Below are 16,649 nucleotides of genomic sequence, written 5' to 3' on the forward strand. Positions count from 1 at the left end.
ATTAGTATTATTTAACATGTAATAATATAAACACTATCAAACTGATAGTGTTTTTTATTTTAAATAGTATTATTTACTTAACTTTTCATCAAATTAGCTTGTCTTTTTGTAAAGTTTGTTTTACATTTGAGTAATCAATTTATCAATCAAAAATTGAACAATTATGAACACAAATTATTTATTACCAAACAAGCTTAAACCATTAGGCTGGATTTTATTTATACTAGGCACTTTCTTTGGTCTATTACTTTTATTTAAAGGATATGATTATGAACCCATAAAGTTTAAAGTGCTTTCTTTATTTAATAACAGTATTCTTGGAAATGATTCAATGTCTTACTTTAAAATTATCGAAACCGGTATTGCAAACGAGTTAGCTACTATTGCTATTATTACTGGAGGATTAATAATTGCACTTTCTAAAGAAAAAGTAGAAGACGAATTTATATCTAAACTTAGAGCAGATTCCTTTATATGGGCTATGATAACTAATTATATAGTGTTGCTAATAGCTACAATTTTTATTTATGAGATGAGATTTTTTACCGTGTTAGTTTTTAATATGTTTACACCAATTATTTTCTTTATTATTCGTTTTAATTTTTTAAAATTTAAATCTAATAGTGATGAAGAATAATATAAAAGTACAGCGTGCTATACATGATTTAACACAAGCTGCTTTAGCTGAAAAAATAGGCGTTAGTAGACAAACCATAAACGCAATGGAAAAAAACAAATACGTTCCATCTACAGTTTTAGCTTTAAAATTAGCAGAATTATTTAACGTAAAAGTTGAAGACATTTTTCAACTTGAGAATAATGAATAGAAACAAAAAAAAGCGCAATCTTTCGATTGCGCTTTAAATATATACTTACTGTAAAAAACAAATTATTCCCATTCTTTAAGAAACTCTTTATTCATTTTTACATAACCTGCATTATCAGCTTCTTCTGCAAGTTTTAAAGATGCTTTTGCAGCTTTTATTGCTTCTTTTTTATTTCCTGCCTTTGCATGAATTAAAGATTGTTGACGTAACATCCAAAATTTAGGATCATCTTTACTCATATCTATTGCCTTATCAATCCATACTACAGCTTGTTTAATATCTCCGTTAGATTCTAAATTGTAACGTGCAGCAGCATAATAATCTGCAGCTCCAGGACCATTCATCACTTTATTAATATTTGCTTTAACTTTTGCTGCAGTAGGTACTTCTATTGTAACTCCAACAAAAACATCTTCCCATAATATACCTAAAACAGCAGAGTTATTTGTTAAATCATCAAAAAGCATAGTAAATGTTTCCATTTTCATAGGCATATTCATAACGTCTGTAGTTACTTTTGCCGCAACTTTATTTTCATCCCATGCTTTTGGTGTTCCCCAATTATTAGTATCTGTATAAAATACAATATCCCATGACGATTTATTTGGTTTTGTAAAAACAGCATAAGAACCTGCTTTCACTTCTTTACCTCCAATTTTTACATCATCACTAAAAGTAATTACAGTGTTTTTATTAGCTCCCGTTCTCCACATTTCACCATAAGGAACTAAATCTCCAAAAATAGCACGACCTCTCATGCTTGGTCTTGAGAATTCTAAAGTTAAATCTGTTAAACCTACCTTCTGCTCTATTTTAGCTTCTGGACTAGGTTGCGGTGTCTCAATTTGAGCATTTGCAGTAAATGATGCTACAAATACTAAGGCAATCATCAATAAATTTTTCATAATATTTTTAATGTGTTAGTGTTAATTTTTTTATTAGTGTAAATCTACAAATTACAGCTTTTTTCTGTTGTTAATAAAAACTTAAATAAGGTTAGAAATCTTTGCAAAACACTAAAAATTTAAAATAAAAAACACTCAGCTATTTTTACCAACTCATAATATGATGTTAATTTTGTTTAACTTTATTAAAAAACAATTAAACATTTTGTATCTTTATGGATATTAAACATAATCTCATGGCGAAAAAGAAAAATTTAACTAAAAACAACATAATAACATTTTATATGGATTATGTTTTAGAGCATGGTCAAAACCCAAAATCTGTATATAGTTTTGCAAAACATAATAATTTTGAAGAATCTAAATTTTATGAGTTTTTTGGATCGTTTGAAAATATAGAAAAACATATATTTAAAGTGTTTCATGATAACACTATTTCTGCCTTACATAAAAGTAACGAGTATTCTAGCTTTCAGTCTAGAGAAAAATTATTAAGCTATTATTTTACATTTTTTGAAAACCTAACCGCCAACAGAAGCTATGTTGTTTATACATTAAATAAACATAAAAACAGCTTAAAATCTTTTAAAGCATTAACAGTATTAAAATCTAGTTTCACACAGTATATTAATGATTTGGATATTGAATTATTAGATGTAAAGGAAGAAAAATTAAATAAAATTCAAAATAAAGGACTTACAGAATCTGCATGGCTACAACTATTATTAACAATAAAATTTTGGTTAGAAGATACTTCTGCAAGTTTTGAAAAAACAGATGTTTTTATAGAAAAATCTGTTAACACAAGCTTCGATGTTTTAAACATTGCTCCTTTAAAAAGCTTGATAGATTTCGGGAAATTTATTTTCAAAGAAAAAGTAAAAATGAATTAATAAAATTTTTGAGATTAAGAAATTTCTCTCATTCATTATAAATATAAAACATATTGAAAACAATAGATAGCATACCAACTTCTAAAATCCAACGAGCTTCAAAACTTGTTCAAACTGGTGCTAAAGTGGGAGTTAATTACCTAAAATACTACGGAGATAAATTAACAAAAACCGAAGACGAAGCTAAAACACGTTTAAACAATAATAACGCTGAAGATATTTACGATGGTTTAAAAAAGCTAAAAGGAAGTGCATTAAAAGTGGCGCAAATGTTAAGTATGGAAAAGAGTATTTTACCTCAAGCTTATGTAGAAAAATTCTCTCTTGCGCAATTTTCTGTACCACCACTTTCTGCTCCTTTAGTTGCTAAAACTTTTAAAAAATATTTTGGCAAATTACCTAATGAAATCTACGACACCTTTAATTTAACTTCTGTAAATGCTGCCAGTATTGGGCAAGTGCATGTAGCAGAAAAAAATGGGAAGAAACTTGCTGTGAAAATTCAATACCCAGGTGTCGCAGATAGCATTTCTACAGATTTAGCATTAGTTAAACCTATTGCTATACAAATGTTTAACATTAAAGGAAAAGATAGCGACAAATACTTTAAAGAAGTAGAAAATAAACTTATTGAAGAAACTAACTATATTCTTGAAGTGAAACAGAGTAAAGAAATAGTTAGTGCATGTAAGCATATTCCTAACCTTAAATTTCCAAAATATTATGAAGATTTATCGTCCGAAAGAATTATAACTATGGATTGGATGGAAGGCGAACATTTAAGTCAATTTACTGCTTATAATAAAGACCAAAACAAAGCAAACAAATTGGGTCAAGCACTTTGGGATTTCTATATGTATCAAATGCATAAACTAAAAAAAGTACATGCCGACCCACATCCTGGAAATTTTTTAATTTCTGAAAAAGGAGAATTAATAGCCTTAGATTTTGGTTGTATGAAAACAGTACCAGACGAATTTTATATACCATACTTTGAATTAGCAAAAAAAGATAGCATTAATAATCCTAACATTTTTAAAGAAAAATTATTTGCTTTAGAAATTTTAAAAGAAGATGATTCGCCAGAAGAGTTAGATTTCTTTTCAAAAATGTTTCATGAAATGTTGAGCCTTTTTACACAACCTTTTCATGTAGAAACATTTAATTTTTCTGATGAAAAATTCTTTGGTAAAATTACAGAATTAGGTCAAAAATATAGTAAAAACACAGAGTTACGCAAAATGAATGGCAATAGAGGCTCCAAACATTTTATATATATAAATAGAACCTTTTTCGGGCTTTATAATTTAATGTTCGATTTAAAAGCACAAAATATAAAAATTAATAATTTTAAAAATTTATAGATGACCTATTTTAGCTTAAAAGACATTAATAACCTTGAGCACCTTTATAAAATAAACTTAATAAATAGCTGTTCTGGTTATAAATCTGCTAACCTAATAGGTACAAAATCTAGTTCTGGTATAGAAAATGTGGCCATATTTAGCTCAATTACACATGTAGGTTCTAGTCCTCCAATTCTAGGCTTTTTTTGTAGACCTACAACCGTAACTAGAAATACTTATGATAATATAAAAAACACAGGAGTTTATACAATTAATCATATCCATAAATCTAATTTTAAAGATGCACATCACACATCTGCAAAATATAATTCTAGTATATCTGAATTCGATAAAACATCTTTAAAAGCAGAATATAAAGCAAATTTTCATGCGCCTTTTGTAAAGCATTCACCAGTTCAAATAGCAATGAAATTTATTAACGAATATCCTATTAAAGAAAATGGAACTATTTTAATTCTAGGTGAAATTCAAGGCTTATATATTAATAACTCTTTAATTACAGAAGATGGTTTCGTAAACCTATCTAAAGCTAATATTGCAACAATAAATAGCTTAGATGGTTATGCTTTTCCTAAATTAGAAGAAAGATTAGCATATCAAAGACCAAAATAAAACACTATGAAAATACTTGTTACAGGTGCAACAGGCTATATAGGCAAACGTATTATTCCGTTACTTATAGAACAAGGCCATACAGTGGTTTGCGCTGTAAGAGGAAAATTACGAACAGAAAAAAAATATAGTGATGAGCAAAATGTAGAAGTAGTTGAAGTCGATTTTTTAAAAAAAGAAACACTTAAAAATATACCAAAAGATATAGACGCTGCTTATTACTTAATACATTCAATGTCCAATTCTATTTCTAGTTTTCAACAAATGGAAAATGACTGTGCTATAAATTTTAAGCAAATTATAGAGCAAACTAACTGCAAACAAGTTATTTATTTAAGCGGTATCACTAACGATTTAAAACTATCTAAACATTTATTATCTAGAAAAAATGTAGAAAACATCTTAGCTTCACCAACATATGGTTTAACAGTTTTTAAAGCTGGAATTATTGTAGGTTCAGGAAGTTCTTCATTCGAAATTATTAGAGATTTAGTAGAAAAATTACCTATTATGGTAGCTCCTAAATGGCTTAACACAAAAACTCAACCTATTGCTATTAGAGATGTACTAGCATTTTTAACACGTAGTTTAGGAGATAAGAGACTTTATAACACAACACACGATATTTTTGGCCCAGAAATTTTAAATTACAAACAACTTCTACTAAAATTTGCTAAGTCCAGAGGTTTAAAAAGATATATAATTACAGTACCTATAATGACTCCAAAACTATCAAGTTATTGGTTATATTTTGTTACATCAACATCTTATAAATTGGCTAGAACCTTGGTAAATAGTATGGGAGTAGAAATAATTGGGCATCCAAGTAATATTAACCAAATGCTTGATGTTAATCCTATTAATTATGATGAAGCAGTACAATTAGCATTCGAAAAAATTAAACAAAATAGTATTATTTCTAGCTGGAAAGACTCTTACGCCAGCAGTAGAATAAAAAAAAGAATTTCGGCAAAATATATTAATGTTCCAAAACATGGCTGTTTTAAAGATATTAAAGAAAGGTCTGTTTTAAATGAAGAACGAACTTTTGCGAAAATTTGTGCCATAGGTGGAGAAAATGGATGGTATTATGGCACCTATTTATGGAAAATTAGAGGATTTATAGATAAACTCTTTGGAGGTATTGGTTTAAGACGCGGACGCACAAATGTTAATACAATAGAAACAGGTGATGCTTTAGATTTTTGGCGCGTATTATTAGCAGATCAAGAAAATAAGCGTCTGCTTTTATTTGCAGAAATGAAATTACCTGGAGAAGCTTGGTTAGAATTTAGAGTTGCAAAAGGTAAAGTATACCAACGCGCAATATTTAGACCAAGAGGATTAGCAGGAAGGCTATATTGGTATAGTGTTTTACCGTTTCACGGCTTTATTTTTAAAGGCATGATAAATAAACTTGCTAATGCCTAAAGGAGTTAAAAAACAAAATCTTCCAACCAAAATTTGCTTAACCTGCCTCCTACCTTTTACTTGGAGAAAAAAATGGGAAAACAATTGGAACAATATAAAATATTGCAGTAAAAAATGTCGTCAAACAAAAACAAAACCAGTTTAGTCTGGTTTAGAAACGATTTACGAATACAAGACAATACTACACTTTCTAAAGCTATACTAGAAAATAATACTGTTATTGCAATTTATTGTTTTGATAAAAGACAGTTTAAAAAAGATAGTTTCGGATTTAAAAAAACAGAAAAATATAGAGCTAAATTTTTAATTGAAACTGTTCAAGATTTAAAAACACAATTACAAAAATTAAATATTCCGCTATACGTCTATTTTGATAATACAGAATTATGCATCGCTAAATTAGAAAAGTGTTTTAATTTCGACGCCTTATACCTTCAAAAAGAGTGGACAAGTGAAGAAAATAATATACTAGATAAAGTAAAAAATATTTGGCACAAAAACTTCCCTATTTACGAGCTTTACAATCAATTTTTATATCATCCAGAAGATGTAATTTTTGAACTTGATAAACTTCCCAAAATATTTACAGAATTTAGAAAAAACGTCGAAAAACATTCTAAAATTAGAACTACAAAAAGTATTTATAATACTAATTTCAATAAAGATTTAATTGAAAATAACAAAACAAAAATACCAACACTTAAAGAATTAGGTTTTGCAAATTTTACACCACATCCTAATTCTGCTTTTCCTTTTAAAGGTGGAGAAAAAGAAGCATTAAAGAGATTAAATAATTATTTTTTTAAAACTAAAAAACTATGCATTTATAAGAAAACTAGAAATGGATTAATTGGTACAAATTTTAGCTCCAAATTTTCACCATGGTTAGCAAACGGAAGTATAAGTGCAAAAACTATTTATTGGAAGGTTAAAGAATTCGAAACACTATATTTTAAAAACCAATCTACATACTGGTTAATATTCGAGCTTATTTGGAGAGATTACTTTAAATATGTTTCGATACAACATCAATCTAAAATTTTTAAAATTGGCGGTATTTTAGAAAAAAAATATAATTGGCACACCAATTTTGAAAAAGTTAATAAATGGGTTAACGGCAAAACTAACCAGCCTTTTGTAAACGCAAATATGATAGAATTACAAAAAACTGGCTGGATGAGTAATCGCGGCAGACAAAATGTTGCAAGTTATTTTACAAAAACATTGCAACTGGATTGGCGTATTGGTGCCGCATATTTTGAATCTTTACTTTTAGACTACGATGTACATAGCAATTATGGCAACTGGATGTATGTTGCTGGTGTTGGTAACGATCCCAGAGACAGAAAATTTAATGTAAAATTACAAGCAGACCGTTATGATACTAACGGAAATTACCAACGTTTGTGGTTACAAAACACTTTATTTTAATTTATTTTGAAAACACTAAGACTTATTTTAGGAGATCAACTTAATAGCAAACATTCGTGGTTTAAAGGAAACCAATCTAATTATGTGTATTGCATGTTCGAGATGCGCCAAGAAACAGATTATGTAAAGCATCATATTCAAAAAATTATTGGCTTTTTTGCTGCAATGCGTTCTTTCTCTAAAGAGTTAGAAAATAAAAATTGTCAAGTCGTCTATTATACGTTAAACAATACTCAAAACACACAAAATCTCACACAAAATATTCAACAAATAATCGATAAACTAAATATTAAAAAATTTGAATATCAATTACCAGATGAATATAGACTAGATCAACAATTAGCTAATTTTTGCAAAACACTTCCTTTTAACTATCAAGCATTTAACACAGAACATTTTTACACAAATCGTAACGATTTAGCTCTATTTTTTAAAAATAAAAAACAGTGGTTAATGGAAAGTTTTTATCGAGATATGCGCAAAAAACATAATATACTTATTGTTGCAAACCAACAACCAGAAGGCGGGAAATGGAATTACGATAAAAGCAATAGAAACAAATGGAATGAAAAAAAAACAATTCCAAAATTTAAATCGTTTCAAAATGATGTTTCAGAAATAATAACATTAATTAAAAATCAAAATATTAAAACGTTAGGATTTTTTAACTCCACCCATTTCGAATATCCAATAAATAGAAAGCAAGCGTTAGAACAACTAAAATATTTTTGCGAACATTTATTAATTCATTTTGGTGATTACCAGGATGCAATGCATACAGAAGAAATATACCTCTTCCACTCTCGTCTATCTTTTGCAATGAATTGTAAAATAATTTCTCCAAAAGCTATAGTTACAACAGTTTTAAATTATTGGAGAAAACATGGAGAAAACATAAACATCTCTCAAGTCGAAGGTTTTATTCGCCAAATAATTGGTTGGCGTGAATATATGAGAGGCATGTATTGGGCGTTAATGCCAGAATATAAAACTTTAAATTTCTTAGAAAATTCTAATACATTGCCAAATTTTTTCTGGACTGGAAAAACAAAAATGAATTGTTTAAAAAATGCAATAAACAACTCTTTAAATAATGGCTACGCGCACCACATACAACGTTTAATGATTACTGGAAACTTTGCTTTACTAACACAAATTAATCCAGACGAAGTAGACGCTTGGTATCTAGGAGTTTATGTAGATGCCATAGAATGGGTGCAATTACCAAATACTCGTGGTATGAGTCAATTTGCAGATGGAGGAAAAATAGCAACAAAACCATATGTTTCTAGTGGTAGCTACATTAATAAAATGAGTAATTATTGTGATGATTGCTATTACAATAAAAAAGAAAAAATTGGTGATAAAGCTTGTCCTTTTAATAGTTTGTATTGGAATTTTCTAGATGATAAGCGCGAGCAATTAAGCAATAATTTTAGAATGAAAATGATGTATAGCTTATTAAATAAAATTCAACCCGAAGATTTACATAAAATTAAAACCAGAGCTTATAACATTATTAAAAATCCAGATAATTATTAAATAAAAATTAATATGTTAATTTTTGTTTAACTTAATCAATTTAAAGTTAAACATTTTGTAAATTTGATTAAATCGATTTACAACATTATGATTTTTAATACTACTTACATTAATAAACAGAATATAGATTTAATAAATGATATAGTAGGAAAACCATTTAATTTTTTACAAGCCTTTAAACTTAAAGGTATTGGCTCTAAACGGATGATTATTGAAAATGTAAGCCCTAATTTTAAGTACCTTTTAAATACAGTTGCAGACGCAAATTATGCTAATATAGAGCTAAGACCACATGGTATTTTAATCCATATTATTAAAGGCTTACAAAATTTTACGTGGGCAATCCCTTATTACCAATTAGTTATATATAAAGTTAATGGCTCTAGTATTCACGCGCAAGGCAGGTTTATTCACTTTAAAAACAACAAAACATTAAAGGAAAACAAAAAGTTTTTTAATAAACTTTTAAACGAAAAAATAAAATTTGATGAAAAATATAATTTCCAAACCTAGTAATCCAAAAAACTTTACTGTCGAGGATATAGATCGTATTATAGAAATGGCTTGGGAAGATAGAACTCCTTTTGATGCTATAACTTTTCAATTTAATATAAAAGAACAAGACATAATAAAGCTTATGCGAAAAGAAATGAAAGCAAATAGTTTTAAATTATGGCGAGCAAGAGTTCAAGGTAGAAAGACAAAGCATCTAAAAAACAGAAATTTTGAAGAAGGTCGTTTTAAATGTTCTAGACAAAAGCAAATTACGCACAATAAAATAAGTAAGAGGTAAAATTTTAAAACCACTAAAAATGAAAAACATTGTAATAATTGGAGGAAGTAAAGGTATTGGAAATGCAATTGTGAAAAATTTAATTTCCGAAAATAAAATTTATAACATAAGTAGAACTTCACCAGAACAAACGCACCAAAACCTAACACATTTTAATTGCGATATTTTAAATGATGATTTACCAGAAATTGAAGCAATAGACACTTTAATATACTGTCCAGGAAGTATTAATTTAAAACCAATTTCCAGACTATCCTTAGAAAATTTTAGAGAGGATTTCGAAATTAATGTTATTGGTGCCGTAAAAACAATTCAGCATTTTTTACCAAAATTAAAAAACGGTAATCAACCATCTATACTACTCTTTAGTACAGTTGCATCAAAATTAGGAATGCCTTTTCATGCAAGTGTAGCAGCTGCAAAGTCAGCAATAGAAGGTTTAACAAAATCTTTAGGTGCAGAATTAGCTCCAACAATACGTGTAAATGCTATTGCTCCTACGGTTACAGACACAACATTAGCATCAAAACTATTACGTAACGATAAAATAGTAGAAAATATTAAAGAGCGTCATCCTTTAAAAAAGTTTTTAAATCCTGAAGAAGTAGCCGATATGGCTTCGTTTTTAACATCTAGTAAAGCAGCTTCTATTTCTGGTCAAATTTTTAAAATGGATTGTGGCATTGTTAGTTTTAAAATTTAAGAATTATGTTTTCATTATTTAAAAAGAAAAGCCCAGTTGAAAAACTTCAAAAAAAATACGAAAATTTAATGCGTGAATCTCACAAATTATCTACATCAAATAGAAAAGCTAGCGATGCTAAATTTGCTGAAGCAGAAATAATTAATAACCAAATTCAACAATTAATAGCAAACAAATTATGAAAAAACTTAAATACATTTTGTTGTTTATAATTATAAATTTTGCTAGTTTATACATTGGTAATTTATTAATGGATAATGGCCCACAAACAAGTTGGTATTTAAGTTTAGAAAAGGCACCTTGGACACCGCCTGGTTGGGTATTTGGAGTCGCTTGGACATTAATAATGCTATGTTTTTCCTTCTATTTAGCTTCTTTATTTTTAAAAGAGAATAGTTTAAAATTAAAATTAGCATTTACGCTACAAGTGTTTTTAAATGTAATATGGAATTTTGTGTTTTTTAATCAGCATTTAGTGGTAATAGGTTTAATAGTAATCTCAGCCTTAACAGTTGTTATTTTTACTTTTTTCTTCACCAATTTTAAAAGCATGAAAAACAAAAGTTTTTTACTTCTACCTTATATGGTTTGGCTATTAATTGCAACCTCACTAAACGCTTTTATTTTATTAAATAATTAATATGAAAATATATAGACTACATAAAAAACAAAATTTACCAATAACTAAAGAGCAAGCTTGGGAGTTTTTGTCAACTCCAGAAAACTTAAAAACCATAACTCCAGATTATATGGGATTTAATATCTTATCTGGAGCAGATAGACCAATGTATGCAGGACAAATTATTCAATACATTGTAACTCCTGTTTTAGGCATTAAAACAAAATGGGTAACAGAAATTACTCACGTTGTTGATGGTGAATATTTTGTAGACGAACAGCGCTTTGGTCCTTATGCATTATGGCATCATAAACATTTTATTAAAGAAATTAAAGGCGGTGTAGAAATGGAAGATATTATAGATTATAAAATTCCAATGGGAATTTTTGGTCAATTAGCACATCCTATTTTGGTAAAACCTAAATTAGAAGAAATATTTAATTACAGAAAAGAGAAGTTAGAAACGCTCTTTGGAAAATATTAAACTATGAGTAAAACTGTAAACATTTTTTGGTTTCGTCGTGACTTACGATTGGACGATAATATTGGTTTTTTTGAAGCATTAAATGGCAAATATCCAGTATTGCCAATTTTTATTTTTGATTCTGAAATTTTAGAAGAATTACCAAAAAATGACGCTCGCGTTAGCTTTATTTTTGAAACACTTCAAAACATGCGTAAAACATTACAAGATGAAAACAATAGTAGTTTAGCCATGTTTTATGGTAAACCAGTAGAAGTTTATAAAGCTTTAATTAAAAATTATAATATTAATACCGTTTACACCAATCATGATTACGAGCCTTATGCGAAAGAAAGAGATAAAGAGATACAATCGCTCTTAGAAAAAAATGATATAAGTTTTAAAACGTATAAAGATCAAGTAATTTTTGAGAAAGATGAAGTTGTAAAAGACGATGGTAAACCTTATGTCGTTTACACGCCTTATATGAAAAAATGGAAAGCTAAATTTAAAGACTACAATTTAAAAATTTACTACACCAATTCTCATTTAGATAATGTAATTGAAAATACAAGACTTCCTAATTTAAGTCTAAGCGATATAGGTTTTACAAAATCAAGCCAAGAAGTTAGAGAATATTCAGTTACACCAACAGTAATTCAAGACTATGAAGCTACCCGAAATTATCCTGCAAAAGATACCACATCGCGTTTAGGACCACATTTAAGATTTGGTACTGTAAGCGTAAGAAAAATGATAAAAAAAGCAACTGCAGAAAAAAACGAAATTTTCTGGCAAGAACTTATTTGGAGAGAGTTTTTTATGCAAATATTATGGCACTTTCCAAACACACATAAAGATGCTTTTAAAGCAAAGTATGATAATATTAAATGGAGAAATAATGACAAAGAATTTAAAGCCTGGTGCGAAGGAAAAACTGGTTATCCCTTAGTTGATGCTGGTATGCGACAATTAAATAAAACTGGTTTTATGCACAATCGCGTACGCATGCTTGTTGGTAGTTTTTTATGCAAACATTTACTTATCGATTGGAGAAAAGGCGAAGCTTATTTTGCAGAAAAACTGCACGATTACGATATGGCTAGTAATGTTGGTAATTGGCAATGGGTAGCAGGATCTGGTGTAGATGCATCTCCTTATTTTAGAATATTTAATCCAACAACACAAATAGATAAATTTGATAAAGACAGAAAATATATAAAAAAATGGGTTAAAGAATTTGAAACAGATAAGTATCCAGATAAAATTGTAGACCATAAAGAAGCTAGAGAACGTTGTTTAAAAGTATATAAAGAGGCTGTAGCATAAATAACAATAACTTAATCTATTCATTTTTAAAAATTTACTATCTTTAGTTAAACTAAAAAAAACTAATAAAATGAACACACAAGACGTTGCAAACCAATGGAAAACAATGTGCGAACAAGGTAAAAACCTAGAATGCATAGAGCAATTATACGCAGATAATGTGGTAAGTAAAGAAATGCCTGGAATGCCTGGTGAGGTTACCGAAGGCAAACAAAATGTTTGGAATAAGAGCAAACAATGGCAAGAAAGTGTAGAACAAATTCATGCTAGTGAAATTGGGGAACCTGTAGTTGCAGGTAATTTTTTTACTGCTAAAATGGGATTCGATTGTACGTTTAAAGAAGGTGGAAGACAAAAAATGGAAGAAGTGTGTGTTTATGAGGTAAAAGATGGTAAAATTGCCAGTGAGCAATATTTTTATAGTATGTAAAATTTAAAATTTTATAAATCCGTTTAAAAACTCATGATAGTTATTATGAGTTTTTTTTATTAGAGCAATTAGAAATACCACAACACATTTAAAAAACTGTATCTTCGCGCTCTAATATTTTGGTGTATGAATTGTTTACTTACTGGAGGAAATGGAATTGTTGGTAGTCATGTTATTTTCGATTGGCTTAAAAAAAATTTTACAACTAACTCTAAAGACCATTTATATGTTATTATTAGAGATAAAGCTGAGTTAACTGCTAAGCAACGTTTAATACATGTGTTAAGTAATGACACTAAACCAGATTATCTTAAAAATATTAGTATAGATAAATGTTTAGAAAAAATAACGGTAATTGCAGAAGATCTTGTAAATATTACAAAACAAAAGCTTCAAGATTATAATTTTTCAACAATAATACATTGTGCTGGTTCCACTAATTTATCTCACGCTACAAACTCTAAAACCGTAGTACACAAGCAAAACTATATTGCTACTCAACAACTATTAGAAAATATTCCAGATACCGTTAATAGGTTTATTTATATAAGTACTGCATATTCATTTGGTATTCAAAATGAAATAGTAAATGATAGTATTTCTAAATACAATGTAAATACTTTTAGAAATCCTTACGAGCAATCTAAATACGAAACAGAGCGATATGTAATAAAAAAATGTACAGAAATTAATATTTCTTCACAGGTTTTAAGACCTAGTATTATTTGTGGTCGCTTGTTAGACAAGCCTTTTTTTGAAACTCCAAAATTTGATGTATTCTACTCTTGGCCAATGTTTTTAGATAAGTATTCTAAAAAATTTAAAGATGCATTTAGAATTTGGATACATAAAGAAAGTGGGCTTAATATTGTACCAGTAGATTTTGTATCTAAAGCTATTTTATACGCCGTCGATCATCCAGAAATTAAAGAATTAAATATTGTTAACCCAAAACAAGTTTTACATAAAGATTACGTTGGAAAAGTTTTAGAATCTTTTCAAATAAGTAATTATGAATATATGGATAATATGCCTATAGATTTAAATAATTTTGAAGAATTGTATTATAAAACTATAGGGCAATTATTTAAAAATTACATATCCATTCCAGATTTACAATTTGATTCTGAGCGTATAAAAACAATTATTAATCAGTTAAAATTAGAAATGACACTTGGTGTACATGAAAATTTTATGAACCTGATTAATTTTTCGGTAGAAAAGAAATTTAAGCAAAGTTATTAGGTTAAGCCATTTATAAACTTTATTGTTTGAATATTAAATGTTTCTGGTTGTTCTACATTAACAACATGTCCACAATTTTCAATAATTAATAATGTAGATTTTAAATGTTTAGCTACAATGTTTTTTACAGAAGGTAAAAATAAATGATCCTGTTCTCCCATTATATATAAGGTTGGAATTTTTATATCCTTAGCTCTAAAAAAACGTAATAATGGATTTATTTCTGATGTTAATTTAAACCATCTTACAAACTCCTTTTGATAAAGTTTTTTTGCTTCGTTTACAAATAATAATCGAGAGTTTTTATGGTTTTTCCTTGGCATAATAATAAATGCAAAAAGCTTATAAAGCATCATGTAAGGTACTATAGATTTAAAAATAACACCCACTTTAATAAGCACTTGAGAACGAAAGTTTAGTTTCATAATTGCACCTCCCATAATCATGCTTTGTACACGTTCTGGATGTTTTTCTGCAAGATTTCTAATTAAAATAGTACCTAAAGAAATACCAATAAAATGAGATTTTTTAATTTTTAAATGGTTTATAACTTCAACAATATCATTTGTAATAGAGTCGAAAGTATATTTGGAATTAAAGGCATCTTTTAAAACAGGTTTAGAGTTACCATGACCTCTTAAATCTAATACCAATACATTAAACTGAGCACCAAAACTACGTACTTGTTTAAACCAAATAGAAGAACTACCACCTGCTCCATGAACAAATGTAACCCATTCTGTAGCCGTTTTGTGTAAATATGTAGTGTAGTTTAACATGCAGCGAATTTACATAAACTCTTTTAAAACAGCTACAACATAATCTATTTCTGCTTTAGTATTAAATTTACTGAAAGAAAAACGAAGTGATGGTTTTTTTAAATCATCGTCACATAAAATTTGTGAAAGTACATGAGAACCTTTACTACTACCGCTTTGGCATGCGCTTCCTCTTGAACAAGCAATACCTTTTAAATCTAATTGAAATAATAAAATTGGTGCTTTTTCTGCAGCTATTGGTAAACAAACATTTACCAAAGTATACGTGCTATTTTCTAAATCTCCAGAACTTCCGTTAAAAGTAGCATTAGGAAAAGCTTCATTTATACTTTTTATAAAATACTTTTTTAGTGTTGTAATGTAAGCGCGCTCTTCGGTTAAATTACTGTAAGCAATTTTTAAAGCTTCTTCAAGCCCAACTATATTATGTACAGATTCTGTTCCTGCTCTAGCACCTCTCTCCTGCTCTCCTCCAAAAATTAAAGGTTTTATACCAGATTTTTGTCTTACAAAACAAAAACCAACTCCTTTTGGTCCATGAAATTTATGAGCGCTAACAGCTAAAAAGTCAATATTAATATTACTTAAATCTATTTCGTAATGCCCAATAGATTGTACAGTATCACTATGAAACAAAGTATTATTAGCTTTACATAAATCACCAACCTTTTTAATATTTAATATATTTCCAATCTCGTTATTTATATGCATTAAACTAACCAGTTTTTTTTCTGGAGATTGTAATAATTCTTCAAGTTGTGAAAAATCTATATGACCTTTACTATCTAAATCTAAATACTTTACAGTAATACCGTATTCAATTACTAATTGGTCTAAAGTATATAAAACCGCATGATGCTCTATACGTGTAGTAATAATTGTTTTTACACCTAAATCTCTAACAGCACTTCTAAGTGCTAAATTATCTGCCTCTGTTCCTCCTGAAGTAAAAATAATCTCAGAAGCTAAACAATTTAAATGTTTTGCTACAGTTTTTCTAGCGCTTTCTATTATAGATTTAGATGAGCGCCCAAAGCTATGTGTTGAGGAAGCATTACCATAAGATTCTTGTAAAACAGTGGTCATTTTTGTTACTACTTCACTTCTTAATTGTGTGGTAGCAGCATTATCAAAATATATTTGTTCCATTTGTGCTTTTTACTATTAGCTTAATTGTAACTTAAAACATCGTTTTTTTATTTTATAATACATAGATGCTTCGTTTTTTAGGAAAATTTTAATACTCATTAAAAATCCTTGCTAACGCTATATTTTATAAG

General features: G+C 28.3%; 21 protein-coding genes. 18 read left to right on the forward strand and 3 right to left on the reverse strand.

The window, feature by feature from the left end:
* Nucleotides 1-163 precede the first annotated feature (163 nt).
* Together CLV86_RS01800 and CLV86_RS01805 are read left to right on the forward strand one after the other, a co-directional pair.
* Complete coding sequence (locus CLV86_RS01800) at nt 164-637, forward strand: hypothetical protein (protein ID WP_121048946.1); 474 nt, start codon at nt 164-166, stop codon at nt 635-637.
* Nucleotides 627-827: a helix-turn-helix transcriptional regulator gene (locus tag CLV86_RS01805; protein ID WP_076733111.1), complete on the forward strand. Its 201-nt coding sequence runs from the start codon at nt 627-629 to the stop codon at nt 825-827. Before CLV86_RS01800 ends, CLV86_RS01805 begins: the two co-directional genes overlap by 11 nt.
* A 62-nt stretch (nt 828-889) precedes the next feature.
* Here the strand turns inward: CLV86_RS01805 and CLV86_RS01810 are convergent, their stop codons facing one another.
* The gene (locus CLV86_RS01810; protein ID WP_170148503.1) at nt 890-1,732 is read right to left on the reverse strand and encodes a DUF2911 domain-containing protein; all 843 of its coding nucleotides are present in this window, start codon (nt 1,730-1,732) and stop codon (nt 890-892) included.
* A 236-nt stretch (nt 1,733-1,968) separates the two neighbouring features.
* On the opposite strand from CLV86_RS01810, the gene CLV86_RS01815 reads away from it, so the two are divergent.
* From CLV86_RS01815 to CLV86_RS01890, 16 genes are all read left to right on the forward strand, one after another.
* Nucleotides 1,969-2,625, forward strand: coding sequence for a TetR family transcriptional regulator C-terminal domain-containing protein (locus CLV86_RS01815; RefSeq protein WP_121048952.1), 657 nt, complete (start codon nt 1,969-1,971; stop codon nt 2,623-2,625).
* A gap of 53 nt (nt 2,626-2,678) precedes the next feature.
* Entirely contained in the window at nt 2,679-3,989 is a 1,311-nt protein-coding gene (locus tag CLV86_RS01820) for an ABC1 kinase family protein (RefSeq protein WP_121048955.1), read from the forward strand.
* A complete protein-coding gene (locus CLV86_RS01825; protein WP_121048958.1) occupies nt 3,990-4,604 on the forward strand; it encodes a flavin reductase family protein in 615 nt (204 codons plus the stop codon). It begins immediately after the preceding gene.
* 6 nt (nt 4,605-4,610) lie between these two features.
* Nucleotides 4,611-6,035, forward strand: a complete 1,425-nt coding sequence (locus tag CLV86_RS01830) for an SDR family oxidoreductase (protein ID WP_121048961.1) — start codon at nt 4,611-4,613, stop codon at nt 6,033-6,035.
* The gene (locus tag CLV86_RS01835; protein ID WP_076733105.1) at nt 6,028-6,180 is read left to right on the forward strand and encodes a DUF2256 domain-containing protein; all 153 of its coding nucleotides are present in this window, start codon (nt 6,028-6,030) and stop codon (nt 6,178-6,180) included. The genes CLV86_RS01830 and CLV86_RS01835 overlap by 8 nt, the downstream gene beginning before the upstream one ends.
* The gene (locus tag CLV86_RS01840; protein WP_121048964.1) at nt 6,150-7,466 is read left to right on the forward strand and encodes a DASH family cryptochrome; all 1,317 of its coding nucleotides are present in this window, start codon (nt 6,150-6,152) and stop codon (nt 7,464-7,466) included. The genes CLV86_RS01835 and CLV86_RS01840 overlap by 31 nt, the downstream gene beginning before the upstream one ends.
* A 6-nt stretch (nt 7,467-7,472) precedes the next feature.
* Complete coding sequence (locus CLV86_RS01845; RefSeq protein ID WP_121048967.1) at nt 7,473-9,008, forward strand: cryptochrome/photolyase family protein; 1,536 nt, start codon at nt 7,473-7,475, stop codon at nt 9,006-9,008.
* Between the two features lie 87 nt (nt 9,009-9,095).
* Nucleotides 9,096-9,521, forward strand: a complete 426-nt coding sequence (locus tag CLV86_RS01850) for a hypothetical protein (RefSeq protein WP_121048970.1) — start codon at nt 9,096-9,098, stop codon at nt 9,519-9,521.
* Complete coding sequence (locus CLV86_RS01855; protein WP_121048973.1) at nt 9,496-9,801, forward strand: TIGR03643 family protein; 306 nt, start codon at nt 9,496-9,498, stop codon at nt 9,799-9,801. The genes CLV86_RS01850 and CLV86_RS01855 overlap by 26 nt, the downstream gene beginning before the upstream one ends.
* A 19-nt stretch (nt 9,802-9,820) precedes the next feature.
* Nucleotides 9,821-10,504, forward strand: coding sequence for an SDR family NAD(P)-dependent oxidoreductase (locus tag CLV86_RS01860; protein ID WP_076733100.1), 684 nt, complete (start codon nt 9,821-9,823; stop codon nt 10,502-10,504).
* Between the two features lie 5 nt (nt 10,505-10,509).
* A complete protein-coding gene (locus tag CLV86_RS01865; protein WP_121048976.1) occupies nt 10,510-10,686 on the forward strand; it encodes a Lacal_2735 family protein in 177 nt (58 codons plus the stop codon).
* A complete protein-coding gene (locus CLV86_RS01870) occupies nt 10,683-11,144 on the forward strand; it encodes a TspO/MBR family protein (protein WP_121048979.1) in 462 nt (153 codons plus the stop codon). The genes CLV86_RS01865 and CLV86_RS01870 overlap by 4 nt, the downstream gene beginning before the upstream one ends.
* Before the next feature lies 1 nt (nt 11,145).
* Nucleotides 11,146-11,607, forward strand: coding sequence for an SRPBCC family protein (locus CLV86_RS01875; RefSeq protein ID WP_121048983.1), 462 nt, complete (start codon nt 11,146-11,148; stop codon nt 11,605-11,607).
* Nucleotides 11,608-11,610: 3 nt separating this feature from the next.
* Nucleotides 11,611-12,915, forward strand: coding sequence for a cryptochrome/photolyase family protein (locus CLV86_RS01880; protein WP_121048985.1), 1,305 nt, complete (start codon nt 11,611-11,613; stop codon nt 12,913-12,915).
* 70 nt (nt 12,916-12,985) lie between these two features.
* A complete protein-coding gene (locus tag CLV86_RS01885) occupies nt 12,986-13,345 on the forward strand; it encodes a nuclear transport factor 2 family protein (RefSeq protein WP_076733096.1) in 360 nt (119 codons plus the stop codon).
* Nucleotides 13,346-13,471: 126 nt separating this feature from the next.
* A complete protein-coding gene (locus CLV86_RS01890) occupies nt 13,472-14,590 on the forward strand; it encodes an SDR family oxidoreductase (protein WP_121048987.1) in 1,119 nt (372 codons plus the stop codon).
* Here CLV86_RS01890 and CLV86_RS01895 read toward each other — a convergent pair.
* Both CLV86_RS01895 and CLV86_RS01900 read right to left on the reverse strand, forming a co-directional pair.
* Nucleotides 14,587-15,369, reverse strand: a complete 783-nt coding sequence (locus CLV86_RS01895; RefSeq protein ID WP_121048990.1) for an alpha/beta fold hydrolase — start codon at nt 15,367-15,369, stop codon at nt 14,587-14,589. The two genes, CLV86_RS01890 and CLV86_RS01895, sit on opposite strands and share 4 nt — an antisense overlap.
* 9 nt (nt 15,370-15,378) lie before the next feature.
* Entirely contained in the window at nt 15,379-16,518 is a 1,140-nt protein-coding gene (locus CLV86_RS01900; RefSeq protein WP_121048993.1) for a cysteine desulfurase family protein, read from the reverse strand.
* Nucleotides 16,519-16,649: the final 131 nt, after the last annotated feature.

This window comes from Lacinutrix venerupis (assembly GCF_003663945.1).
GTDB lineage: Bacteria > Bacteroidota > Bacteroidia > Flavobacteriales > Flavobacteriaceae > Lacinutrix > Lacinutrix venerupis.